29 protein-coding genes and 1 pseudogene are annotated in these 21161 nt (G+C 67.5%); 14 read left to right on the forward strand and 16 right to left on the reverse strand.

Going from position 1 to position 21161, the window contains the following annotated elements:
* The first annotated feature begins 40 nt into the window (after nucleotides 1–40).
* A complete protein-coding gene (locus tag AWB95_RS07755; RefSeq protein ID WP_062538265.1) occupies nucleotides 41–727 on the forward strand; it encodes a helix-turn-helix transcriptional regulator in 687 nt (228 codons plus the stop codon).
* On the opposite strand, the gene AWB95_RS07760 is transcribed toward AWB95_RS07755, so the two are convergent.
* From AWB95_RS07760 to fdxA, 5 genes are read right to left on the reverse strand one after another with little or no spacing between them, the layout of a single operon-like run.
* Nucleotides 714–1655: an NAD(P)H-dependent flavin oxidoreductase gene (locus AWB95_RS07760; RefSeq protein ID WP_085167934.1), complete on the reverse strand. Its 942-nt coding sequence runs from the start codon at nucleotides 1653–1655 to the stop codon at nucleotides 714–716. The two genes, AWB95_RS07755 and AWB95_RS07760, sit on opposite strands and share 14 nt — an antisense overlap.
* Before the next feature lie 3 nt (nucleotides 1656–1658).
* Nucleotides 1659–1991 (reverse strand): cupin domain-containing protein, encoded by a 333-nt coding sequence (locus AWB95_RS07765; RefSeq protein WP_062539202.1) that lies wholly within the window; start codon nucleotides 1989–1991, stop codon nucleotides 1659–1661.
* Between the two features lie 24 nt (nucleotides 1992–2015).
* On the reverse strand, nucleotides 2016–2441 hold the full coding sequence (locus AWB95_RS07770) for a hypothetical protein (protein WP_062539201.1): 426 nt from the start codon (nucleotides 2439–2441) through the stop codon (nucleotides 2016–2018).
* Complete coding sequence (locus AWB95_RS07775; protein WP_062539200.1) at nucleotides 2438–3067, reverse strand: helix-turn-helix transcriptional regulator; 630 nt, start codon at nucleotides 3065–3067, stop codon at nucleotides 2438–2440. The genes AWB95_RS07770 and AWB95_RS07775 overlap by 4 nt, the downstream gene beginning before the upstream one ends.
* The gene (gene fdxA, locus AWB95_RS07780) at nucleotides 3064–3402 is read right to left on the reverse strand and encodes a ferredoxin (protein WP_062539199.1); all 339 of its coding nucleotides are present in this window, start codon (nucleotides 3400–3402) and stop codon (nucleotides 3064–3066) included. The genes AWB95_RS07775 and fdxA overlap by 4 nt, the downstream gene beginning before the upstream one ends.
* Nucleotides 3403–3455: 53 nt before the next feature.
* Here fdxA and AWB95_RS07785 point away from each other — a divergent pair, with 53 nt between their 5' ends.
* Nucleotides 3456–4052 carry a DUF2249 domain-containing protein gene (locus AWB95_RS07785; RefSeq protein ID WP_062539198.1) on the forward strand — a complete coding sequence of 199 codons (597 nt, stop codon included), beginning with the start codon at nucleotides 3456–3458 and terminating at the stop codon, nucleotides 4050–4052.
* A 73-nt stretch (nucleotides 4053–4125) separates the two neighbouring features.
* On the opposite strand, the gene pcaC is transcribed toward AWB95_RS07785, so the two are convergent.
* The 5 genes from pcaC to pcaH are packed head-to-tail and all read right to left on the reverse strand — an operon-like array spanning nucleotide 4126 to nucleotide 7764.
* Nucleotides 4126–4506: a 4-carboxymuconolactone decarboxylase gene (gene pcaC, locus AWB95_RS07790; protein WP_232315578.1), complete on the reverse strand. Its 381-nt coding sequence runs from the start codon at nucleotides 4504–4506 to the stop codon at nucleotides 4126–4128.
* A 1-nt stretch (nucleotide 4507) separates the two neighbouring features.
* Nucleotides 4508–5287: an alpha/beta fold hydrolase gene (locus AWB95_RS07795; RefSeq protein ID WP_062539196.1), complete on the reverse strand. Its 780-nt coding sequence runs from the start codon at nucleotides 5285–5287 to the stop codon at nucleotides 4508–4510.
* Nucleotides 5284–6504 carry a lyase family protein gene (locus AWB95_RS07800; RefSeq protein ID WP_085167936.1) on the reverse strand — a complete coding sequence of 407 codons (1221 nt, stop codon included), beginning with the start codon at nucleotides 6502–6504 and terminating at the stop codon, nucleotides 5284–5286. Before AWB95_RS07800 ends, AWB95_RS07795 begins: the two co-directional genes overlap by 4 nt.
* Entirely contained in the window at nucleotides 6501–7031 is a 531-nt protein-coding gene (gene pcaG, locus AWB95_RS07805) for a protocatechuate 3,4-dioxygenase subunit alpha (protein ID WP_085167956.1), read from the reverse strand. Before pcaG ends, AWB95_RS07800 begins: the two co-directional genes overlap by 4 nt.
* Nucleotides 7024–7764, reverse strand: coding sequence for a protocatechuate 3,4-dioxygenase subunit beta (gene pcaH / locus AWB95_RS07810; protein ID WP_062539942.1), 741 nt, complete (start codon nucleotides 7762–7764; stop codon nucleotides 7024–7026). The genes pcaG and pcaH overlap by 8 nt, the downstream gene beginning before the upstream one ends.
* Before the next feature lie 24 nt (nucleotides 7765–7788).
* Between pcaH and AWB95_RS07815 the strand changes: the two genes are divergently transcribed.
* The gene (locus AWB95_RS07815) at nucleotides 7789–8550 is read left to right on the forward strand and encodes a class I SAM-dependent methyltransferase (RefSeq protein WP_062539943.1); all 762 of its coding nucleotides are present in this window, start codon (nucleotides 7789–7791) and stop codon (nucleotides 8548–8550) included.
* Between the two features lie 13 nt (nucleotides 8551–8563).
* On the opposite strand, the gene AWB95_RS07820 is transcribed toward AWB95_RS07815, so the two are convergent.
* Nucleotides 8564–9049: a hemerythrin domain-containing protein gene (locus AWB95_RS07820; RefSeq protein WP_062539944.1), complete on the reverse strand. Its 486-nt coding sequence runs from the start codon at nucleotides 9047–9049 to the stop codon at nucleotides 8564–8566.
* Nucleotides 9046–9981, reverse strand: coding sequence for a Rieske (2Fe-2S) protein (locus tag AWB95_RS07825; RefSeq protein ID WP_373280771.1), 936 nt, complete (start codon nucleotides 9979–9981; stop codon nucleotides 9046–9048). The genes AWB95_RS07820 and AWB95_RS07825 overlap by 4 nt, the downstream gene beginning before the upstream one ends.
* Before the next feature lie 310 nt (nucleotides 9982–10291).
* On the opposite strand from AWB95_RS07825, the gene AWB95_RS07830 reads away from it, so the two are divergent.
* The 5 genes from AWB95_RS07830 to phtC are packed head-to-tail and all read left to right on the forward strand — an operon-like array spanning nucleotide 10292 to nucleotide 13833.
* The gene (locus tag AWB95_RS07830; RefSeq protein WP_085167938.1) at nucleotides 10292–11620 is read left to right on the forward strand and encodes a Rieske 2Fe-2S domain-containing protein; all 1329 of its coding nucleotides are present in this window, start codon (nucleotides 10292–10294) and stop codon (nucleotides 11618–11620) included.
* Nucleotides 11617–12135: a 3-phenylpropionate/cinnamic acid dioxygenase subunit beta gene (locus AWB95_RS07835; RefSeq protein WP_062539945.1), complete on the forward strand. Its 519-nt coding sequence runs from the start codon at nucleotides 11617–11619 to the stop codon at nucleotides 12133–12135. Before AWB95_RS07830 ends, AWB95_RS07835 begins: the two co-directional genes overlap by 4 nt.
* A complete protein-coding gene (locus AWB95_RS07840) occupies nucleotides 12132–12344 on the forward strand; it encodes a hypothetical protein (protein WP_062539946.1) in 213 nt (70 codons plus the stop codon). Before AWB95_RS07835 ends, AWB95_RS07840 begins: the two co-directional genes overlap by 4 nt.
* Nucleotides 12341–13123: a 3-(cis-5,6-dihydroxycyclohexa-1,3-dien-1-yl)propanoate dehydrogenase gene (gene hcaB, locus AWB95_RS07845; RefSeq protein WP_062539947.1), complete on the forward strand. Its 783-nt coding sequence runs from the start codon at nucleotides 12341–12343 to the stop codon at nucleotides 13121–13123. Before AWB95_RS07840 ends, hcaB begins: the two co-directional genes overlap by 4 nt.
* Nucleotides 13120–13833: a 3,4-dihydroxyphthalate decarboxylase gene (phtC, locus tag AWB95_RS07850; RefSeq protein ID WP_062539948.1), complete on the forward strand. Its 714-nt coding sequence runs from the start codon at nucleotides 13120–13122 to the stop codon at nucleotides 13831–13833. The genes hcaB and phtC overlap by 4 nt, the downstream gene beginning before the upstream one ends.
* 70 nt (nucleotides 13834–13903) lie before the next feature.
* On the opposite strand, the gene AWB95_RS07855 is transcribed toward phtC, so the two are convergent.
* Nucleotides 13904–14680: an IclR family transcriptional regulator gene (locus AWB95_RS07855; RefSeq protein ID WP_062539949.1), complete on the reverse strand. Its 777-nt coding sequence runs from the start codon at nucleotides 14678–14680 to the stop codon at nucleotides 13904–13906.
* A gap of 35 nt (nucleotides 14681–14715) precedes the next feature.
* Here AWB95_RS07855 and AWB95_RS07860 point away from each other — a divergent pair, with 35 nt between their 5' ends.
* The 4 genes from AWB95_RS07860 (at nucleotide 14716) to AWB95_RS07875 (ending at nucleotide 17456) form a co-directional block, all read left to right on the forward strand.
* Nucleotides 14716–15366 carry a sensor domain-containing protein gene (locus AWB95_RS07860; protein WP_062539950.1) on the forward strand — a complete coding sequence of 217 codons (651 nt, stop codon included), beginning with the start codon at nucleotides 14716–14718 and terminating at the stop codon, nucleotides 15364–15366.
* A gap of 22 nt (nucleotides 15367–15388) precedes the next feature.
* Entirely contained in the window at nucleotides 15389–16210 is an 822-nt protein-coding gene (locus tag AWB95_RS07865) for a Cof-type HAD-IIB family hydrolase (RefSeq protein WP_062539951.1), read from the forward strand.
* Entirely contained in the window at nucleotides 16207–16863 is a 657-nt protein-coding gene (locus tag AWB95_RS07870) for a DedA family protein (protein ID WP_062539952.1), read from the forward strand. The genes AWB95_RS07865 and AWB95_RS07870 overlap by 4 nt, the downstream gene beginning before the upstream one ends.
* Nucleotides 16864–17060: 197 nt before the next feature.
* Nucleotides 17061–17456, forward strand: a complete 396-nt coding sequence (locus AWB95_RS07875) for an anti-sigma factor antagonist (protein WP_062539958.1) — start codon at nucleotides 17061–17063, stop codon at nucleotides 17454–17456.
* 11 nt (nucleotides 17457–17467) lie between these two features.
* On the opposite strand, the gene AWB95_RS07880 is transcribed toward AWB95_RS07875, so the two are convergent.
* The 3 genes from AWB95_RS07880 to AWB95_RS07890 are packed head-to-tail and all read right to left on the reverse strand — an operon-like array spanning nucleotide 17468 to nucleotide 18883.
* Nucleotides 17468–18094 (reverse strand): maleylpyruvate isomerase family mycothiol-dependent enzyme, encoded by a 627-nt coding sequence (locus AWB95_RS07880; RefSeq protein ID WP_062539953.1) that lies wholly within the window; start codon nucleotides 18092–18094, stop codon nucleotides 17468–17470.
* Complete coding sequence (locus tag AWB95_RS07885) at nucleotides 18091–18576, reverse strand: SRPBCC family protein (protein ID WP_062539954.1); 486 nt, start codon at nucleotides 18574–18576, stop codon at nucleotides 18091–18093. The genes AWB95_RS07880 and AWB95_RS07885 overlap by 4 nt, the downstream gene beginning before the upstream one ends.
* On the reverse strand, nucleotides 18566–18883 hold the full coding sequence (locus tag AWB95_RS07890; RefSeq protein WP_062539955.1) for an ArsR/SmtB family transcription factor: 318 nt from the start codon (nucleotides 18881–18883) through the stop codon (nucleotides 18566–18568). Before AWB95_RS07890 ends, AWB95_RS07885 begins: the two co-directional genes overlap by 11 nt.
* Before the next feature lie 89 nt (nucleotides 18884–18972).
* On the opposite strand from AWB95_RS07890, the gene AWB95_RS07895 reads away from it, so the two are divergent.
* Nucleotides 18973–19983, forward strand: a complete 1011-nt coding sequence (locus AWB95_RS07895) for an SDR family oxidoreductase (RefSeq protein WP_062539956.1) — start codon at nucleotides 18973–18975, stop codon at nucleotides 19981–19983.
* Nucleotides 19984–20095: 112 nt separating this feature from the next.
* Nucleotides 20096–21085 (forward strand): annotated as a pseudogene (locus AWB95_RS07900) (13E12 repeat family protein); the annotation flags it as partial.
* Nucleotides 21086–21161: the final 76 nt, after the last annotated feature.

The following is a 21161-nucleotide window of genomic DNA, read 5'->3' on the forward strand; positions in this document are numbered from 1 at the left end:
AATGTAACGTCAAGCATTTTGTTAGTTAGAAATGGGCTCGATGGACGACCTGCAGCGTGACGCCGCGGGGATCGGCACCCTGGCCGATCCCGTACGTCGCCAGCTGTACCGATTCGTGTGCTCACAACCCGAGCCGGTCAGCCGCGACCAGGCTGCCGAGGCCGTGGGAATTGCCCGCCACCAGGCTAAATTCCACCTGGATCGGCTGGCCGCCGAGGGGCTGCTGGACTGCGACTATGCCCGGCTGACCGGACGCTCGGGGCCGGGCGCGGGCCGGCCCTCGAAGCTGTATCGACGGGCTCGCCGCGACATCGCGGTCAGCCTGCCCCAGCGCGAGTACGAGCTGGCGGGCCGGCTGATGGCCGACGCCATTGCCGAGTCCGCCGCGACGGGCGTGCCTGCCGTCGAGGTACTTCATCGGATCGCTCACGACTACGGCCGCGCGATAGCGCAGCACGCGGAGCGACGACCGCGCGACGCCGAGTCGGCGCTGGAGATCGCGGCGGCGGTGCTGACGGAGCACGGCTATGAACCCCGACGCATCGACGGCGAGATCTGTCTGGCCAACTGCCCGTTCCACACTCTGGCCCGCCGGCAGACCGAATTGGCCTGCGGCATGAACCACGCGCTGATCGCGGGGGTGGCCGAGGCGCTGGCGCCACACAGCCCGCACGCCCGGCTGCAGCCCGGTGAAGCGCGCTGTTGTGTGGTGCTCACCAGCGGGTGAGCAGTTGCTCGGCCCCCGCGCACAGCCGCTCGATGACGTCGGCGACGGATTCCACCCCGGTGATCTTTCCGACACCCTGCCCGGCGTCGATGGGAGCGAGCCGGTAGTCCTCGGCGGCGATCGCCTCGGCAAGCTCGGCCCGCGCGCCGGCATCGTCGGCCAGTGCGCCTTCGCGGCCGTCCCATCGCGCGACGAAGTCGTTGCGCAGCACCCGGGACGGAAACCGCTGCGGCCACGGGTATCCGCGCCCGACGTCGAACACCCGCGTCGGGGTGGTGTCCGTCTCGCGGGCGGCGATCAGCGCCCGGCGAGCGGCGTCGGTGGTCAACGCCTCCGAGCAGGCCGACAGGCAGGTGCCCAACCAGGCGCCGGCGGCGCCGGCGACCAGCACGGCGGCGAGGCTTCGCGGCGACGCGATTCCGCCGGCGGCGAGCACCGGCACCGACACCGCATCCAGGACCGCGTCGAGCAGCGGCAGTGTCGCGACGTTGGCCTCGCCGTGGCCGCCGCCTTCGGCGCCGCGCGCCACCACCACGTCGATCCCGGCTCCGGCAACCCGCCTGGCGCCGTCGGCGTCGTAAACCTGTGTGGCCGTGGCGATTCCGGCGTCACGAGCACGCGCAATCCAGGACAGGTCGGCGCCGAAGCTGACCGACAACAAGACGGGCCGCGCTTCTAAGGCGACGTCCAGCAGCTCCGGCTCCTGGCGAATCACCCAGTCCACCAAGCCAATTCCGAACGTCTCGCCCACCTGCCGCAGCACGGCGGTCAGCGACGCGGCCGAGCCGGTGCTGCCCATGCCGACCATGCCCAGCCCGCCCGCCGCGCTGACCGCGGCGGCCAGCCGTCCACCGGCCACCCCGCCCATCGGCGCGTTGACGATCGGGGCCCGCAGCCCCACGCCGCGCGACCAGGGCGTCGACAGCAACGGCTAGAGGCTCTTGAAGACGGTCAGCATGACCACCGAATCGTCGACCGCCTGAAGGGAGTGCCGTTGCGGCGGGATCACGACGTAGTCGCCGGCCTTGCCGTCCCAGGAGTCGTCGCCGGCGCTGATCCGCACGTGTCCCTTCAGGACCTGCAGCGACGCCTGCCCCGGGCTGTCGTGTTCGGAGAGCTCGCGCCCGGCCAGCAACGCCATCACGGTCTGCCGCAGTTCGTGGGTGTGTCCGCCGTGCAGGGTGTGCGCGGCCCGCCCGCTGCGCGTCTCCCGGGCCTCGGCAAGCTTTTCGTCGGCCAGGCTGGTCAGCGAAATCGTTTCCATGGAAGTCCTTTTCTGGTGAAGTCGTCAGCTGGATAGTAGAAGAACCCCGGCGCCGGCCAAGGCGATCACCTTGATCAGCTCGAAGCCAACATAGGCGTAATGGCCGCGCGAGCGCGGCGCGGTGAGGCCGGCGAGCACCTTGTCGGACCGGCGGTTCAGCCGCGGCCGCACGGCCGCCAACTGCAGGGCCAGGGCGGCGAACGCGATCACGAACGCCGCGACGACGGCGGGCGCGGGCGGGTCGGCGACGATGACCGCGAGGACCACCAGCGCCAGCACGACTTCGACCGTGTTGAGCGCCCGGAAGACCAGCCGCCCGATGCCGAGCCCGATCTGCAGCGTGACATTCGGTGCGCGGAATTTCAGCGGTGCTTCGAGGAACGAGATGGCCAGGACCATGCCCAGCCACACGAACGTGACCGCGACGGCGGTCGCCGGTGCGGCGCTCATCGCGCGGCGCCCAGGTGCGCCATGCAGAGATCGGGTTCGGCGAATGCATCCAGCCGCTCGACGGTGACCGGCGCCGACCAGTTCTCCAATGCGCCCTGCATGAGCCCCAAGTGGATGGGGCAGACCACGCCGGCGCGCGCTTCGGCCATTTCGAGGAACGGGCAGTGCCGCAATCCGATCTGCTTGCGCCCGCGCCGCTCGGGGGCGAACCCGAGCTCGTCGAGCACGTCGATGAGGTGCTCGACCGATTTCCGGGTACGCCCACGCCGCTGCAGCTGCCGGCCCCACGCCCGGCCGGCGGCCAGCGCCTTGCCGGCCGCATCACCCTCGGCGGTCAGACCCATCGCCAGGATTTCGGCCAGCAGCCGATAGCGCCGCGGGCCACCGCGATCCATCTGACGGGTGGCGCGAAACATCTGCGCCGGGCGGCCCGGCCCCTTTCGCTCCGGCGTCACCTGCTCCACCTGTTTGTCGCCGAGCAGCGAGTCGAGATGGAACCGCACGGTGTTGGGATGCACGCCCAGCTCGTCGGCGATCGCGACGATGCTCATCGGAGCGGCCGCCGCTTTCAACACCCGCAGCACATCGCGGCGGCGGCCACCGACCGATTCTTTGACTGCGCTCATTCCTTCGGCAGGTTAGCCACCAGCGGCGTGTCCACACCCAGCGGCCCGATTTTGGCCGCTCCGCCCGGCGAGCCCAACGGCTCATCGCGGCCCGGTAGCGTTTCGCTGAAGAACGCGGCGTTGTCGGCCAGATACGGCTGCAGGTCCTCAGGAAGGTCGTCTTCGTAGTAGATCGCCTCGACGGGGCATACCGGCTCACAGGCTCCGCAATCCACACATTCGTCGGGGTGGATGTAGAGGGCGCGCCCGCCCTCGTAGATGCAGTCGACCGGGCACTCGTCCACACAGGCCCGGTCCATCACGTCGACACACGGCTTCCCGATCACGTACGTCATGCGCTAGAGTTTACACAAACCATATTGTAAAAACCAGGAGGGCTTGAAGATACATGGCCGAGAAGGAACTTGACGTACGGGAGTTGCCCAGGCCACAGAAGCACCCGACCATCTTTGCCACCTACGGCGCCCTGGCCGCCGGCGAATCGTTCGTTTTGGTCAACAACCACGACCCCAAGCATCTGCGTGACGAGTTCGAAACCGACCACCCCGGCAGCTACGGCTGGGAGTACGTGGAAAAGGGGCCGAAGGTCTGGCGGATCCGGATCACCAAACTCACCACGACGCCGCTGCCCCGGGTCCTCGCCAACACCGCGAAGGTCGCGGCCGAACCGGATGTGACCGGCGCGGTGTGGAAGCTGGAAGTCCGCGAGCGCGACCTGGACTCCAATGTCATCGCCCTGGCGCCGGGCGGCGGGATCGACGCGCACGCCGGCGCCGACGTCGACGTGCTGATCCACGTGTTGTCTGGCAGCGGACGCCTGGCCACCGAGCAGGGCGAGATCGAGCTGGTCCCGGGCGCGCTGCTGTGGCTGCCGAAGCGGTCGCGGCGCCAGTTCAGCGCCGGCCCCGACGGGTTGCGGTACCTGACCGTGCACCAGAAGCGGGAAATCCTGCCGCTGACTCCGACTGTGCGACAGGCAGTCTGACTCAGCACGTCCGTGACTGTGCGGTTTTATACGCGTCGCGCGGCGTGTCGCGTATGAAACCGCACAATCGGCACTAGTTGTCGTCGAGCTCGTCGAAGACGGCCTGCGCGATCCGGAATGCGCTGTTCGCGTCGGGCACGCTGCAGTAGATCGCCGTTTGCAGCAACACCTCTTTGATCTCGTCCCGGGACAGCCCGTTGCGCAGGGCGGCCCGGATGTGCGCCGCGAGTTCGTCGTCGCGCCCGCGGGCGATCAGCGCGGTCAGCGCGATCATCGAGCGGCTGCGACGGTCCAGGCCGGGACGCGTCCAGATTGCCCCCCACGCGTATTCGGTGATCAGCGTTTGGAAGTCGCGGGTGAACTCGGTGGTGCGGGCCTCCGCGCCCTCGACATGCCCGTCGCCAAGCACTTCGCGTCGCACGGCCATGCCGCGGTCGTACATACTGTCGGTCAATTCATCTCCACTTCTTCAGCGTGGCAAGCACATTGGCGATCTGAACGGGTTGCTCGGCGGGCGCCAAGTGCGCGGCGTTGGGCACCTGGACGAACCGGCCACGGCTCACGCTCGTGGCGATGAACCGCACCGCGTCCGGCGGGGTGGCGATATCGTGCGCCCCGGCCACGGCGACGATCGGGGTGTCGATCTCGCTGAGGCGCTCACGGGCATCGAATTCGGCCAGCGCCTCGCAGGTCCGCGCATAGCCGTCGTCGTCCACCCGCCGCAACGCGTCCAGCAGTGCTCGCGCCGACTCCGGGTCGCGCTCGAAAAACCCTGGGGCGAACCATCGCTTGACAGACTGCGATACGACTTCGCCGGTGCCGCCGTTGCGAACGACCTGCGCCCGCGAATGCCAGTCATCCGGATCGCCGATCCTGGCCGCCGTGCAGATCAGCGCCGCTGCCAGCACACGCCCGGGGTGAGCGAGTAGCAGCTGAATTCCGACGGCGCCCGCGACCGACACACCGGCGTAAGTGAACGGCCTGCTGCCCAGCGTGCGATCCACCAGTTTGATGACGCCAGCGGCAAGGTCCGCGATCGTGAAGGCGTCGCGCGGCGGCGGGCTGGCGCCGTGGCCGGGCAGGTCCCAGCCGACTACGTGATAGTTCTCCGCCAGACGCCGTGCCGCGGCGGACCATAGCGTACCGACCGGCGTACCCAGCGACGGCCCGACGATCAGCAGCGGCAGCTCCGGCGCGCCGCCCAGTTGTGCTCCGCTGATGGTGGGGACACTCACCGGCGTTCCTTCACAATCCGTTGCGCGCGATCGACGCTCTGGCCGATCAGCATGTCGGCAACGCCGAAATAGGTTGGCGACGGCTCTTTTTCGACGAGGTTCGCAATGGCGCTCTGTTCACCCTGTACGTCCGCGCTGTCCAGGTTGGCCGCCATCTTCTCGGTGTGGATTTTCAGCCCGGCCAGCAGTTCACTACATTGCGACCCGGCGACGACCGTCCGGCGGGCCAGCATGCGCAGGGTGTCCCACTCGGCATGCCAGGCACCGTCGGGGCGTTCGTCGTGGGCCAGCGCCGCGGCGCTGTGCAGCGTCGCGGCCAGCGGCGGCGCCGCGATCGCGGTGCGACGAATCAGGATGGACAACACCGGATTGCGCTTGTGCGGCATCGTCGACGACCCGCCGCGGTGGCCCGCGGCGGGCTCGCTCAGCTCGCCGATTTCCGGACGGGCCAACGTGACGACGTCGGAGGCGATATGGCCCCAGGCGTCGGTGCAGCAGACCAACGCGTCGCCGATCGCGGTGACCGGCACCCGCGTGGTATGCCAGGGCAACCGGTAGTCCAAACCCAGGGCCGCCGCGGTGCTTTGCGCCACCTCGGCAGCGACGCCGGCCGGATTGTCGCGACCGGTCAGCGCGGCCAATTCGGTTGTCGCGGCCAGTGTTCCAGCGGCACCGCCGATCTGGGCCGCAAAACTCAGCGCCTCGAGTTGCCGGTAGGCGTCGACGACGCCGTTCAGCCACGCCGCCGCCTTGGCGCCGAACGTGGTGGGCGCCGCGTGCTGGGTCAGGGTCCGGGCCACCATCGCCGTCGCGCGGTGGGTTGCGGCAAGCGCCGACAGGGTCGAAACCTGTTCGGCGAGTTGGTCTGCCAACGTTTCGACGACGGAGCGAGCAGCCAGCATCAGCGCGGTGTCGAGGACGTCCTGACTGGTGAGCCCGCGGTGAATCCAGCGGCCGGCCGGCGTCCCGGCCCGTTCACGCAACAGCGCCACGAGGCCGATGACCGGATTGCCGCCATCTTCGGCACCGAGCGCGAGCGCGTCACAGTCCTGCGGCCTCACCAGCGCGCCAAGGTCCACCGCATCGACCGGCGCCAGCCCCGCGCCAACCAGGGCGTGCAGCCAGGCCGATTCCACCGCCACCATCGCCGCCAGTAGCGACTGGTCGCTCATCAAGTCGCCGGCACGGTGATCCCCCGGCCACAACAGGTTCGTCATCGCGGATCACCGTGATACGCCAGGAAAACCGTCTCGTGCTCGCCTTGCAGGTGGATGTCGAAACGGTACCCGGTCGGCTCGGCGGCACACACCAGGGTGTCGCGCCGTGCGGCGTCGAGCCCGGCCAGCAGGCTGTCCGGATCGCCGCCCGGCAGATAGGCGCGGGTGAACAGGCGGTTCAACAGTCCCCGGGCGAAGACGGTGATCGCGAAGAAGGCCGGGGGCATCAGGGTGGTGAAGCTGTAATGCCCGGCAGCGTCGGTCGCACATCTGCCCCATCCCGTGAACGCGTCGTCGTCACGCCGCAAGGAACCGGGTTGCGCGACGACGTCGCCGTCGGGACCGGGCTGCCAGAGCTCCACCAGCGCGTCCGGAATTGGATCGCCGGCGCCGTCGTACACGGTGCCGTGCAACCGGACGGCATCCGGATGATCCTCGCCGACCAACCGGTTGTCGCCGGAATAGGGCAAGGCGCAGTGGAAGAACGGGCCGACGGTTTGCCCTGGAGTGCACGCGAACTCACGCATGCCCACCGGCCAGAACGATATCCCACCGATAGCCGGTCGCATACTCGGGCTGGGTGAGGTCGTGGTCGTAGCTGGCGATCAACCGTTGGCGCGCAACGGGATCGACGACGGACTGGTAGATCGGATCCAACCCGAACAGCGGGTCACCCGGAAAATACATCTGGGTGACCAGGCGTTGAGTGAATGCCGTTCCGAATACCGAGAAGTGGATGTGCGCGGGCCGCCACGCATTGTGGTGATTGCGCCACGGGTAGGGGCCCGGCTTGATGGTCAGGAAGCGGTAGGTTCCGTCGGCTTGCGTCAGGCAGCGGCCTACGCCGGTGAAGTTCGGGTCGAGCGGTGCCGGATGCTGGTCGCGCTGGTGGTTGTAGCGGCCGGCGGCATTGGCCTGCCAGATCTCGATGAGCTGGCCCGCAATCGGCCGGCCCGCCTGGTCGAGCAGCCGACCGGCCACGACGATGCGCTCACCGATCGGCTCACCGGCGTGGCCGGCGGTGAGATCGGCATCCTTCGGGTCCACGTCCCGGTCCCCGAAACACGGGCTGCAGCGCTCGAGTTCCTCGGGGTCGACGCGAACGAACGGCGATTGCGGATGGCGCAAAGCGCTGCTGCGGTAGGGCGGATAGTTGAGCCGCGGCTGCGTTTCGCCGCTGCCCCGGTACTGCGCTGCGATGCTCGCGATCTCCGCCGTGATCTCACGCTGAGACGCGCCGCGCTCCGCTGCAGCCGCCATGACTGCTGACGGTACCGTTAGCACGTGGCGGGTGGCTATGTCTACGACCAGAGCTTCGCCGAAGAACGGACCCGGCTGGCCGGCATCGAAACCTTGTGGGATCCGGGAAGTCAGGCGCTGCTCGACGACCTCGGCATCACCGACGGCTGGCGATGCCTGGAGGTCGGCGCCGGCGGCGGCTCGCTGGTTCAGTGGATGGTGAGCCGGGGCGCCGCGGTGACGGCAATCGACATCGACACGCGGTTCATCGAGCCGCTCGCCGGCGCCGCAGTCGACGTGCGGCGGATGGACATCCGCACAGACGAGCTACCGCAGTACGAGTTCGACCTGGTCCACGCGCGGCTGGTGCTCGAACACCTCGCCGAGCGACGGGAGATCATCGACCGGCTGGCGGCCTCGTTGCGTCCCGCCGGTTGGCTGGTGATTGAGGATTACGACTGGACCGCTTTCGGATTCGAAGACGCCGACCCGGGCTTGGAGCGGGTGACCGAGGCGGTAATGGCGTTCATGCAGCAGGCCGGCTTCGATCCGCGCTACGGCCGGCGTGTCGTCGCCGACATGGCCGCCGCCGGGCTGGCCGACGTTCGCGGCGAGGGCCGCGCCCGGGTGATCGACTCCGACTCCCCCGGCTTCGACTTCTTCCGGCTTTCGTTCGAGAGCGTGCGCGACGCCGTCGTCGACGCCGGTCTGCTCTCCGTCGCCGACGCCGACGCGGCGGCCGCCCGCTTCGGCGAGCACACGCGTCTGCTGACGCCGATGATGGTCGCCGGAATCGGCTGCCGCTGAGCGCAATTCGGGGCTACAACGCCCGCAGCAGTGACTTGCGGCCCTTCACACGCAGCCGGTGCGCGGTGGATTCGCGCAGCTCTTCGATGCGGGCCGCCATTTTCTCGCCCAGCTCGACCAGTTCGGCATCGCTGATCTTCACCGATGGCGGCACCGGGATCATGTCGCGCTCCTCTTCGTCGGCGTGCGCTTCCAATACCGTTGCGAACGAATGCCATTCGTCCTCGTAAGTCGGCGCGCTGGGCGGGGTGCGCAGCAGCACCGAGAGCTGGTCGATGACCTGTCGATGCTCGGCGTGCGCAATCGCGATCAACGTGCTGGCCGCGGCCAGTGCCGGGTAGTAGATGTCGTCCTCGATGCGGAAGTGGATGTCGAGTTCGACGAGCAGATCGTCGAGATAGTCCTGGCGCTCCGGGGCGGTCGCCGGAGTCGAGTAGATCTTCTTTACCAGCCCCTTGAGCGTCTTGTGGTGGTCCTGCAACACGGTGTAGGCGTTCACTTGGCGACTCCGTTTCGCAACTCGATCATCCCGTCGTTGATTCGCGTCTGGTAGCGCGGCAACGGCGCCGCCGACGGCCCTCGCAGCACCTCTCCGGAGCAGACGTCGAACCGCGAGCCGTGCCACGGGCACACCAGCCGGCCGCGATCGACCCAGCCGTCGGCCATCGGGGCGGCAAGGTGCGGGCAGAACTCGCCGAACGCCGCGATCTCCCCGTCGCTGCCGGTCCGGCACAGCACCAGGCCCACCCCGTCGACCTCGACCCGCTGCGGCTTCCCGTTCTTCAGCGACTCCACCGGCAACACCGGCGTCCAGTCCGCGGTACGCAGCCGCGGGCCGGACTGGTCGATACCGATCCCCGAGTCGAACACCAGGGCCCCGCCCAGGTAGCTGCTGCCCGCCGTGATCGCGTAACCGACCGCGCTGATCACAATGCCCCGGCGGTGCCGGCCGCGGCGCCGGTCCAGCCACGACGCGATGTACAGACCCGTCGCCAGCAGGTTCAGCAGGCCGTGTACCGCGCCGACGCGGCGGTCTTCCTCATGGGTGTGCTGCCAATCCGCGATGCCGGTGACCGCCGAGCCCAGGTTCGCCAAGATCCCCAGTCCGAGCGCGCGGGAGGCGAACCGGGACGCGTCGATGAGTTCGGATTTGGGCCTGCCCGGCAGCAGGCTGAGCGCGTCCAACCCCACCGTCGTGCCAATCGCGCCGCTGGTCAGCGACGCCAGCGGCGGGTGGACCGGATGCCCGAGCCACACGCCGTTAAGAGCATTGCTCACGCGATCCCGGGCACCGCCCAACGCGTTGAAGGCGTAGCTGAGCAGGTGCTCGAAGCGGTAGCTGGGCCGATCCAGCCACTCCTGACGCCCGATGACGGACAGCAGTCGCGCCCCCCGCTTCTGCAACCGACTTTCCGGAGTGGCCTCGACCACGGCATCAGTCCTTCCTCAATTACGGAGGCAAATACGCATCATGCACGCACGACCCCACGAAACCCCGAGTACGCCTGCCAACACCATACGCATATGCGAATTGCGCGCCGTGACCACGGTACCCGAACCGTCCGGCTCCGCGCTATTGCGGCGACGGTTCGCGCAGCGAACTCACAGGAGTCGTTAACTCGACGGAAGCCCCTGGGGCAGAAGACATTTCACCAGCGGTAACGCAATCGCCAGGCGACCGGCTCGTAATTCTGTATAGTAGAATCGCGCTCTGCACAGCAGATCACATGAGGACGATGCCATGACCCGTCACCGCAGCATCGTCGACGACGTCCGGCGCGGGATGATCCCCGCGCACATCTACAACGACAGCGAAATCTTCGAGATGGAAAAGAAGCGGCTGTTCAGCCGGGCCTGGATGTTCGTGGCCCACGAGTCGGAGATCCCGCAGGATGGCGACTACGTGGTGCGCCGCGTGCTGGCCGACTCGTTCATCATCACCCGCGATTCGAATGGCGAAATCCGCGCTCTCTTTAATATGTGCCTGCACCGCGGAATGCAGGTGTGCCGCGCGGAAATGGGCAACGCCTCGAACTTCCGCTGCCCCTACCACGGCTGGACCTACCGCAACGACGGACGGCTCACTGGTCTGCCGTTCCACCGGGAGGCCTACGGCGGCGAGGACGGCTTCCCGAAAAACGACCAAACACTCTTGCCCGCACCGAATCTCGGGACCTACAACGGCCTGATCTTCATCAGCATGGACCCTGATGCCGAGCCGCTGGAAGACTACCTGGGCGACTTCCGGTTCTACCTGGACTACTACACCAAGCAGAGCAGGCACGGTTTGGAAGTGCGCGGGCCGCAACGCTGGCGGATCAAGGCCAACTGGAAGATCGGCGCAGAGAACTTCGCCGGCGACATGTACCACACGCCGCACACGCACACATCGATCGTGGAGATCGGGTTGTTCCGCGAACCCAAAGCGCAAAAGCGCAAGGACGGCGCCACCTACTGGGCCGGCCGGGGCGGAGGCACCACCTACAAACTCCCGCCGGGCGGCTTCGAGGACCGCATGCGCTACGTCGGCTACCCGGACGCCATGATCGAGCGGGCCAAAGAGGTCTGGTCGCCGCGCCACCGTCAAGTGGTCGGCGACGACGGCTTCATGATCTCGGCCGCGTCGTGCTTCCCGAACCTGAGCTTCGTGCACAACTGGCCGAAGGTCGAAGAAGGGCAGAACGTGCTGCCGTTCATCTCGATCCGGCTCTGGCAGCCGATCAGCGAGAACGAAACCGAGGTGTGCTCGTGGTTCGCCGTCGACTCGGCGGCACCCGCCGAATACAAGAAGAACTCGTACAAGGCCTATCTGATGTGTTTCGGGTCGACGGGCATGTTCGAGCAGGACGACGTCGAGAACTGGGTGTCGCTGACCACCACTGCCGGCGGCTCGATGGCTCGCCGGCTGCTGCTCAACAGCCGAATGGGCCTACTCTCCGACGACCGCCCGGTCGTCGAAACCCTGCCCGTCGCAGCGTTTCACGGGCCCGGACGCGCCCAGGTCGGCTACAACGAGAACAACCAGCGAGAACTGCTCAAGCTGTGGGCCGATTATCTGGAGACGGCATGACAGGGCCCTTGCCGTTCAACGACGAACGGCACCTGCAGGCCCATCAGTTCCTGGTCGACGAGGCCTATCTGCTCGACGCCCAGCAGTACGAAACCTGGCTGGACACCCTGACCGACGACATCCGCTATGAGATGCCGGTGCGGGTCACCACCGCGCTGGGCGCCGGTTTCGACACCTCGCCGGGGATGGCGCACTTCGACGAAAACAAGTACTCGCTTTCCCGGCGGGTGGCCCGGTTCCGTACCGAGCATGCCTGGACCGAGGATCCGCCGTCGCGGCTGCGGCACTACATCACCAATGTGCGAACGTTCGCCTGCGAAGATGATGCCCATGTGGTCGTGGAATCCGCGGAGCTGCTCTTCCGGAGCCGCGGCGATGTCAACGAGTCCGCGCTGGTGTCCTGTGGCCGCCGCGACGTGCTGCGTAACGACGGCGGCCAATGGAAGCTCGCGCGGCGCACGATCACGGTCGACGAGTCGGTATTGCGGATGCAGAACCTGGCGGTGTTCTTGTGAACGATGAAACACTCACCATCGCAAATGAATTCACCGAAGTGCAGGTGCGCCGCGTCGACACCCGCAACGGGTCACGGCTGCTGATCACCGCGCCCAAGTCCGGCCGGTCGATCAGCCTTGACGCACTCGAGCTGGAGGCGCTGACCCGCCAGAACCCCCGCACACTGGAGGCAATGGTGGGCAATACCGACGGGCCGCTGCTGCCGTGACCGGCTGGCTCGACGGAAAGCGCGCGCTGGTGGTCGGCGCCGGATCCGGGATCGGCAGGGCCGTCGTCGACGCTTTCCGCGCCGAGGGCGCCAAAGTCGCGGTGCTGGAACGGGATCCCGGCAAGTGCGACGCGCTGCGCCGGCACTGCCCGGATGTGCCGGTGGTCGACGGCGACGCGGTCAGCCGCGAGGCCAACGAGCGGGCGGTGGCCGCCGCGGTCGACGCCTTCGGTGGCCTCGACACACTGGTCAACTGCGTGGGAATCTTCGACTTCTACAAGGGAATCCTCGACATCGACACCAACGACCTCGAGCCCGCGTTCGACGAGATGTTCCGGACCAACGTGCTGAGCCATCTGCAGTCGGTGAAGGCGGCGCTGCCGGCGTTGCAAGCCGGGACCAGCTCGTCGATCGTACTGGCCGAATCCGCCTCGTCGTTCTATCCCGGCCGCGGCGGTGTGCTGTATGTGGCGTCGAAATTCGCGGTGCGGGGACTGGTCGCCACGCTCGCCCGCGAGCTGGCGCCGCGGATCCGGGTCAACGGCGTTGCGCCGGGCGGCACACTGAACACCGATCTGCGTGGCCTGAAAAGCCTTGGCCTGCAGGATGTCCGCCTCGACGACACGCCCGACCGCGAGCATGACCTGGCCGCGCGCACACCGTTGAACGTCGCGCTCACCGGCCACGACCATGCGTGGAGTTTCGTGTTCCTCGCCTCCGACCGGTCCCGCGGGATCACCGGCGACACCGTCCACCCCGACGGCGGATTCGGGCTATGACCCTCGACGAGCAGCGCGCCCTGGTGGCTTTGGCGTGCAGGGTCGCCGCCGCGCGCGGACTGGCAGACGGCAACCTCGGTCACCTGTCCCTGCGGGTCGACGACACGCGGCTGCTGATCCGCTGTCGCAGCGACACCGACACCGGTGTCGCGTTCACCCGGCCCGCCGACATCCGGCTCATCCACTTCGACGGAAGCGCCGGCGCCGCAGGAGAACTCGACGGCTACCGGGTTCCCAACGAACTGCCGATCCACGTCGAAACCCTGCTCGCCCACCCCGAATACCGGGCGGTCGCGCATCTGCACCCGCCCGCCGTCGTCGCCGCCGACCTCACCGGCATCACCATCCGGCCGATCTACGGCGCCTATGACATTCCAGGCGCCCGGCTTGCCCGCGGCGGCGTGCCCGTCTACGAACGTGCGGTGCTGATCAGAACCAGCGGATTGGGCAAGGAAATGGTGGCAGCGATGCGCGGCCGTCCCGTGGTGGTCCTTCGCGGCCACGGGATCACCAGCGCCGCAGCCTCCGTGCAGCAGGCGGTGTTGCAGGCGATCAGCCTCGACGCGCTTGCCCGCATGGCTTTAACAATTGTTTCCGCCGACGGCGCGCTGCGCGACATCGCCGACCGGGATTGGGACGACCTGCCCGATCTGGGGCCCGGCTTCACCGAGGCGGCGTGGCGCCATGAGGTGGCCAGGCTGGGTGAGTAAGGCGGCCGAACGTCGAGTTGTCGGGCGATTTCTGGCCGATTCTCACAACGACTCGACGTTCGAGAGGAAATCAAAGCTGGTCGCCAATCTCCTTGGCCGCCTCCACAAGTGCGGCGGCAACCGACGAATACTGCGACTTGGGCAGCCGCTGCTGCGGCGCCGCGGCATTGAGCGCCAGCCGAAGCCCCGGCGCCCGGGTCGGTATCACCACCGCCACCGACGCCACGCCCTCCTCGCTTTCTTCCCAGTTGACGGCGTAGCCCTGTTCGCGGATCCGCGACAGCTCGGCTTCCAATGCGGTGCGGCTGCCGATCGACCGCGGCGTGATGCGCTCCAGGTTTTCTTCGGGCAGCAGCTGGCGCAATTCCGGTTGCGGCAGCTGCGCCAGCATCACCTTGCCCGTCGACGTGCAATGGGCCGGCATGGTACGGCCCAACCGAGACGCCACGCGTACCGCAGTGGGTCCTTCAACCGCGGCGACGAACCGAACAGCGGCGCCGTCGAGCATCCCGACATGCACTGTCTCACGCAGCCGTTCGCTCAAGGCGCGCATGACCGGCGTAGCGGTGGCGGCGATGTCGATGCGGCCGAAGATCGCGAAGGCCACCCCGGTCAGTGCCGGCCCCGGCAGGTACGCCTTGGACACCGGGTCCTGCCGCACGAAGCCGCGGTAGGCCAACATCGCCAGCAGACGGTGCGCGGTCGACGACGCCACCCCCAGGTATCGGGTGGCTTCGCTCAACCGGATCGACGGTTGTTCGCCCAACAGCAGCAACAGCTTCAGCGCCTTGTCGACCGACTCGATCGGGTACTGCGGCCCGTCCGCTCCCCGACCCGTTTTGTGCATGTCAGAGACGCTACCTGCTGTAGCGTACGAACAGCATGGCCGCGAAATTATGGGCAGCCGGCCTCGCAGTGATGCTGGCGGCCTGCACGACGTCGGTGCCGGGACACCCGACGACCGTGGCGGGTCCGCCTCCCGCCCCCCGCAAGCCGCCGCCTTCGGCGCGTGACCTCCTGCTGCACGACGGCGACCGCACGCCGATGGGGCCCGCGACAACGGCTCCCCGCGGCGACGAGCTCTTCACCAGCGCTCGCCCGCCGGAATGCTTGGCGGCCCTGGTGTTCAAGGACTCGCCGCTGTTGCCCACCAACGCCAGCGATCACGCCGATGCGTCCTACCGTGTCGGCAGCTCGGCGCTGTATGCCGAATCGGTCGACGTCTACGGCAGACCGTTGGACCCTCATGATGTGGTGTGGAACGGCTTCAGTGCGGTGTCGGCCTGCAACGGCGAAGCAGTTGGCGTGGCACCGACCGGCGACTCCGCACCGATGCGCTTGCGCCGGTTCGCGGTGGCGGACGACGGCGTGCTGGTCTGGGCGATGAACGCGCCGGGGCGCACCTGTGACTACGGCCTGACGGTGGTTCCGCGGGCGGCGCTGTTGATCACTGCCTGTGACATCGAGAGCGGAGTCGACATGGGCGACTGGGCGTCCACCCGACGCCAGCAGCTCATGTCCCGAGTCGCCTGACCGGCTGGCTACCATCGGTCAGGTGGCCACCGATCGAATTCGTCTGCTGCTCGCCGATGTCGACGGCACGCTGGTGGACCAACAGAAGCGACTGACGGACGCGGCGATCGAGGCGGTGCACAAGCTGCACGACGCCGAGGTACTGTTCGCCGTCACCAGCGGACGTCCGCCCAAGGGCATGGCGATGCTGATCGATCCGCTCGGCTTGCAAACCCCGATCGCCGGCTTCAATGGCGGCATCTTCGTCAAGCCCGACATGACCGTCATCGAACAGAAGGTGCTTCCCGAGGACCTCGTCGCACCGATCGCCGACGTGATCGGCTCGTTCGACCTCGACGTGTGGATCTACCAAGGGGCCGACTGGTTTGTCCCCGATCCGGACGGCTCACACGTGGACCGGGAGTCGAAAACCGTGCAGTTCGAGCCCAAGGTCGCCGACGACGTGGAGGACCACACCGTGTCGGTCGCCAAAATCGTCGGGGTCAGCGACGACCACGACGCCGTCGCCGCGGCCACCAAGGCGGTGCAGGACCGCTTCGGGGAGCACGTTGCGGCGTCGACGTCGCAGCCGTACTACCTCGACGTCACCCATCCCGAAGCCAACAAGGGATCCGTCGCCAAATACCTTGCGGCACAATACAAACTCGCGCCCGAGCAGATCGCCACGATCGGCGACATGCCCAACGACATCCTGATGTTCGAACACTCCGGTCTGACGATCGCGATGGGCAACGCCGACGAGAAAGTGAAAAAGGCCGCCAAGGAGGTCACCGACAGCAACGACAGCGACGGTTTCGCCAAGGCCGTCGAACGCTTCGTCCTGCCCACAGCGACACGCACATGACTGTCGACACCCTGCTGCAGTCGATCCCGCCGCTGACCGTGTACCTGATCGTCGCCGGCGTGGTCGGGATCGAGAGCCTTGGGATCCCGCTGCCCGGCGAAATCGTCCTGGTCACCGCGGCGCTGCTGTCGTCACGCCATGAGCTGGCGGTCAACCCGCTCGGCGTCGGAGCGGCCGGCGTGATCGGCGCCGCGGTTGGTGACTCGATCGGCTACACGATCGGCCGGCGTTTCGGCATGCCGCTTTTCGACTGGCTGGGCCGCCGGTTTCCGCGGCACTTCGGTCCCGGGCACGTCGGCCTCGCGGAGCGGATATTCGACCGATGGGGCTCGCACGCGGTGTTTTTCGGCCGGTTCGTCGCCCTGTTGCGGATCTTTGCCGGACCGTTGGCCGGCGCGCTGAAAATGCCGTATCCGCGGTTCCTGTTCGCCAACGTCTCCGGTGCGGTGTGCTGGGCGGGCGGCACCACCGCGGTGATCTACTACGCCGGTATCGCGGCCGAACGCTGGCTCGAGCGATTTTCCTGGGTTGCCCTGGTAGTCGCCGTGGTGGGCGGCACGATTGCCGCGATCCTGCTGCGAAAACGCACCGCCCGGGCCATCGCCGAATTCGAGGCCCAGCACAGCGAGGAATCGGACCCGACAACCGCCTAGTCGCTCACGGCGTTCAGCTCAGTTCTTAGAAAACTGGACATGGACAGAGCGGTTGTACTGGTGTTATATAAATGTGATCCACAAATGTATCGTCTGTCTTCAGGCACGTAGGGCGGGCATCCTTCGCGGCGCGCAGCGCCGATCGAAAGGGGTTCACCGTGAATTTTGCTACCGCCGAAGCATCATCGAGCCACATGATGTTGAGCAGTCGGCTGGTCTCTGAGCTGGCCGAAGCGCACAGCACGCTGCGGACCACCGTCGAGCGAACCGGGCCAGCAGTGGTCGTCCATGCCGGGGGTGAGGTGGACGCCTCGAACGAGACCACCTGGCGTCACCTGCTGAGCGAGGCCGGCGCCGCCGCGTTCCCGCCCGGCGCGCTGGTGATCGACACCAGCGGCCTGGACTTCATGGGTTGCTGCGCCTTTGCAATCCTTGCCGAGGAGGCCGAGCGTTGCCGGGGGCGTGGCGTCGAACTGCGACTGGTAAGCAGCCAGCCGGGTGTCGCCAGGATCGTCGGTGCATGCGGGCTGAGCGGGCTACTACCCGTCGACGACACCGTGGACGCGGCGCTGTCGACCTCGGCTGACTGGTAAGGCCTTCCGGCCTAACGGCTAATGCGTTGGGCGAGAACCTCTTTCCCTGCGCCACTGAGCTGGTTGAGCGCGTCCGGGCGGGCGGCCATCGCCATCAGCAACGCCTCCCCGGGGCCACCGACCTCGGGTCCGCTGCCGTGACACCAACCCACGTCGGTGGCAACCAGACGCAGGCCTCGGGCCCGCCACGCGCCCCGCACGGCGGGAGCACGCAACGCGAAGTCCAACACCCGTTGCAGGCGATGGGGCGGGATGGTGCGCGGGATACCCAGCGGGCGTCGGATGTCCTGCTGGTGGATCGTGCCATCGACGAGCGCGGGCATGCCTCCGAATGCCGACATGAAGCCGCGGGGCGGGATACAAGCACGCATCAGCTCGGTGAGCTGTTGGGGCGAGCGAGTGGCGTACTCAGCGACTCCGATTCCGTTGACGCGGTCGGGCACCAATCCGCCTTTGAGGAAGCGCCGCACCACTTCCCAGCGGCTCAGCTCGTCGTAGCTGAGCACATGGGCGACGACGTCGCGCACCCGCCACCGCTCGCACAGAGTGGGTTGCTCCCATTGCGCGGGTGACAGGCCGGCGATCAGGTTCGCGAAGTCCTCGCGTTCGTCGCAGGCCATCTGCATGGTCTCGTTCATTGCACCGCGCCGGTGACGAGGTCGGCGAAATTCGCCAGAGTGCCAGTCCAGCCGGCGGGATCGTCGAAGATCGCCCGCATCTGCTCGGTGTGCTCACCGTACCGTTGCAGGTTGCGGTGGCGCAGATCGAGCCGAGTGCGGTCTGCGCCTTCCGGGGTGAACGTCACCTCGACCTCGGTTTCGAAGTCGGGGTCGAATTGCCAGTCGGCGCGAATTTGCCAGAGCAGCACGACTTTTCGGGGCGGCTCCCAGGATGCGACACGGCCCCATTGGCACTCGCTGCCGTCGACCCCGCGCTCGAACCATCGCCCACCGCCATAAGGTTCGACGACCACTTCGGCGATCTCGGAGTTCCCGATCGAATGTTCCTTGGGCCAGAAGTCGGTCATCCGCGCGGTGAACAACTCGAAGGCGCGGGCCTGCGTGAGCGGCACGCTCACCGATCGCACGACCTCGACGGCGGCAGTCGATTCAGGGCTCATCCTTGCTCCCTTCAGCGAAGATCGCGAAGTTGTCCAATGCGGTCTCCCAAAACCGGTCGAAGTAATCACGCACCACCTGCAGCCCCGACTGGTTGACGCGGTACAACCGCCGGGTGCCGGCGACCGATTCGACGACCAGATCGGCGCCTTTGAGCACCCGCAAATGCTGCGAGACGGCCGGACGCGAAACCGGCAGCTGGTCGGCCAGCACGCCGACCGGAATCGGGCCCGCCGCGAGCTTTTCCAGGATTGCGCGCCGGGTGCGATCTCCCAACGCATCCAGCACGACATCCGCCGAGGCGGCCATATCGGTAAGTGTGCACGAACGGTAAGTGGCTGTCAACGGTTCGTGCTGACTAACGTTTACTCGGCGGCGGATCGGGACATCGTTAACCCATGGGAAATTCGCAAGTCGTCGTCGTCACCGGCGCGAGCGCCGGAATCGGTCGCGCCACCGCACAGCTGCTCGGCCGGCGGGGCGCCCGGGTCGGGCTGCTGGCGCGCGGTGAGACCGGGTTGGAGGGCGCGGCCAACGACGTGCGCACGGCAGGCGGTGAGGCGCTGGCGCTCCCGACCGACGTCTCGGACTACGACGCCGTGGAACGGGCCGCCCAGCGCGTCGAGGAAAAGTTCGGGCGTATCGACGCCTGGATCAATGTCGCGTTCAGCTCGGTGTTCGCACCCTTCGCGGAGATCAAGCCGGAAGAGTTTCGCAGGGTAACCGAGATCAGCTACCTCGGCTTCGTGTACGGGACGATGGTCGCGCTCAAGCGATTTCGGCCGCGAAACTCTGGCGTCATCGTGCAAGTGGGGTCGGCGTTGGGAGAGCGCTCGATTCCGCTCCAATCGGCGTACTGCGGCGCCAAGCACGCGATCAACGGCTTCACCGAGTCCCTGCGAACCGAGTTGATGCACGAGAAAAGCAAGGTTCGGGTCACGGTCGTGCAGATGCCGGCGGTCAACACACCGCAGTTCTCCTGGGTCCTTTCGCGTCTGGACAAGCACCCGCAGCCGGTGCCGCCGATCTACCAGCCGGAGGTGGCGGCGCGCGGGGTCCTGCATGCGCTCGACCATCCGCGCCGCAAGCAGTACTGGGTCGGGGCCAGCACCGTCGGGACGATCATGGGACAGCGGCTGGCCCCGGCGCTGCTCGACCGATACCTCGCACGAACCGGATATGATTCGCAGCAAACCGATCAGAAGGTCGAGCCGAATCGCTCGGCGAATCTGTGGGAACCGCTGGACGGCCCGGGTGGTCGCGACTACGGGGCCCACGGCGTGTTCGACGGCCAGTCACACGGTCGCAGCGCGCAATTCTGGCTGACCCGGCACCGCCGCTCGCTGGTGGGCGCGGGCCTTGCGGCGAGCCTGCTTGCCGCGTCGAGTTGGGCGCAGCGCCAGCTGTGAGCAGTCGGACTGACCTTCTGTCCCAATAGTCACCGTAACCACTTGCGCCACTGTGGTTTCGGCTGTGGATCGAGGGTGGCACAGTGTCCGACGCGCGTGATAGCATTCGAACATGCGTTCGAGTTGTCGTGAGGAGATCGTCGAGGTTTTCGACGCGCTCGAGGCTGAGCTGAAACGCGCTCTGGATTTGTCTTTCGATGTGTTGACGACGCCGGAGCGGTTGGCGTTGCTGCAGCGCTGCGAGACGCTGCGCCGCCGCCTGCCCGCCGTCGAACATCCGTTGATCAACCAGCTGGCCGAGCAGGCCGATAAGACCGAGCTGGGCGGTACGCTGCCTTCGGCGCTGGCTGATCGGTTGCGGATCAGTCGCGCTGAGGCATCCCGGCGCATCCATGAGGCCGCCGATCTGGGCGAGCGCAGAACGGTCACCGGCGAACCGTTGGCGCCGGTACTGTCCGCCACGGCCGCCGCGCAGCGCGCCGGAGACCTCGGGGCCGCTCATGTGGCGGTGATCCGTGGTTTTATGCGCCGGCTGCCGGGGTTCGTCGACGCCGAAACCCGCCAGCACGCCGAAGCCCACCTGGCCGGGCTCGCCGCGCAGCATCGCCCCGATGACCTGGACAAGCTGGCCGACAAACTCACCGACTGCCTCAACCCCGACGGTGATTTCAGCGACGACGACAGGGCCCGGCGACGCGGTGTGACGCTGGGTCGCCAACAGCCCGACGGCATGTCGCAACTGAGTGGCTGGGTAACCCCCGAGCTGCGCGCCACCATGGAGGCGGTGTGGGCCAAGCTGGCCGCCCCCGGCATGTGCAACCCCGAAGACACCGCCCCCGTGCTCGACGGGACACCCCCCGAGCAGACGGCCCAGCGTGACACCCGCGGGGCCGCGCAGCGCAACCACGACGGGCTGCTGGCCGCGTTGCGGGCGCTGCTGGCATCCGGAAACCTGGGTCAGCACAACGGGCTACCGGCCACCATCATCGTCACCGCCACCCTCAAAGAGCTCCAAGCCGGCACCGGTCACGGGCTCACCGCCGGCGGGACCCTGCTACCGATGTCCGATGTGATCCGGATCGCCTCCCACGCCCACCACTATGAAGTACCCCGGGTTTTGTTCCGATCCCTATAGGAGGATTGGAAGCATGCCCCGACAGTATTCGCCGGAGTTTCGG

This window comes from Mycobacterium celatum (assembly GCF_002101595.1).
Classification (GTDB): Bacteria; Actinomycetota; Actinomycetes; order Mycobacteriales; family Mycobacteriaceae; genus Mycobacterium; species Mycobacterium celatum.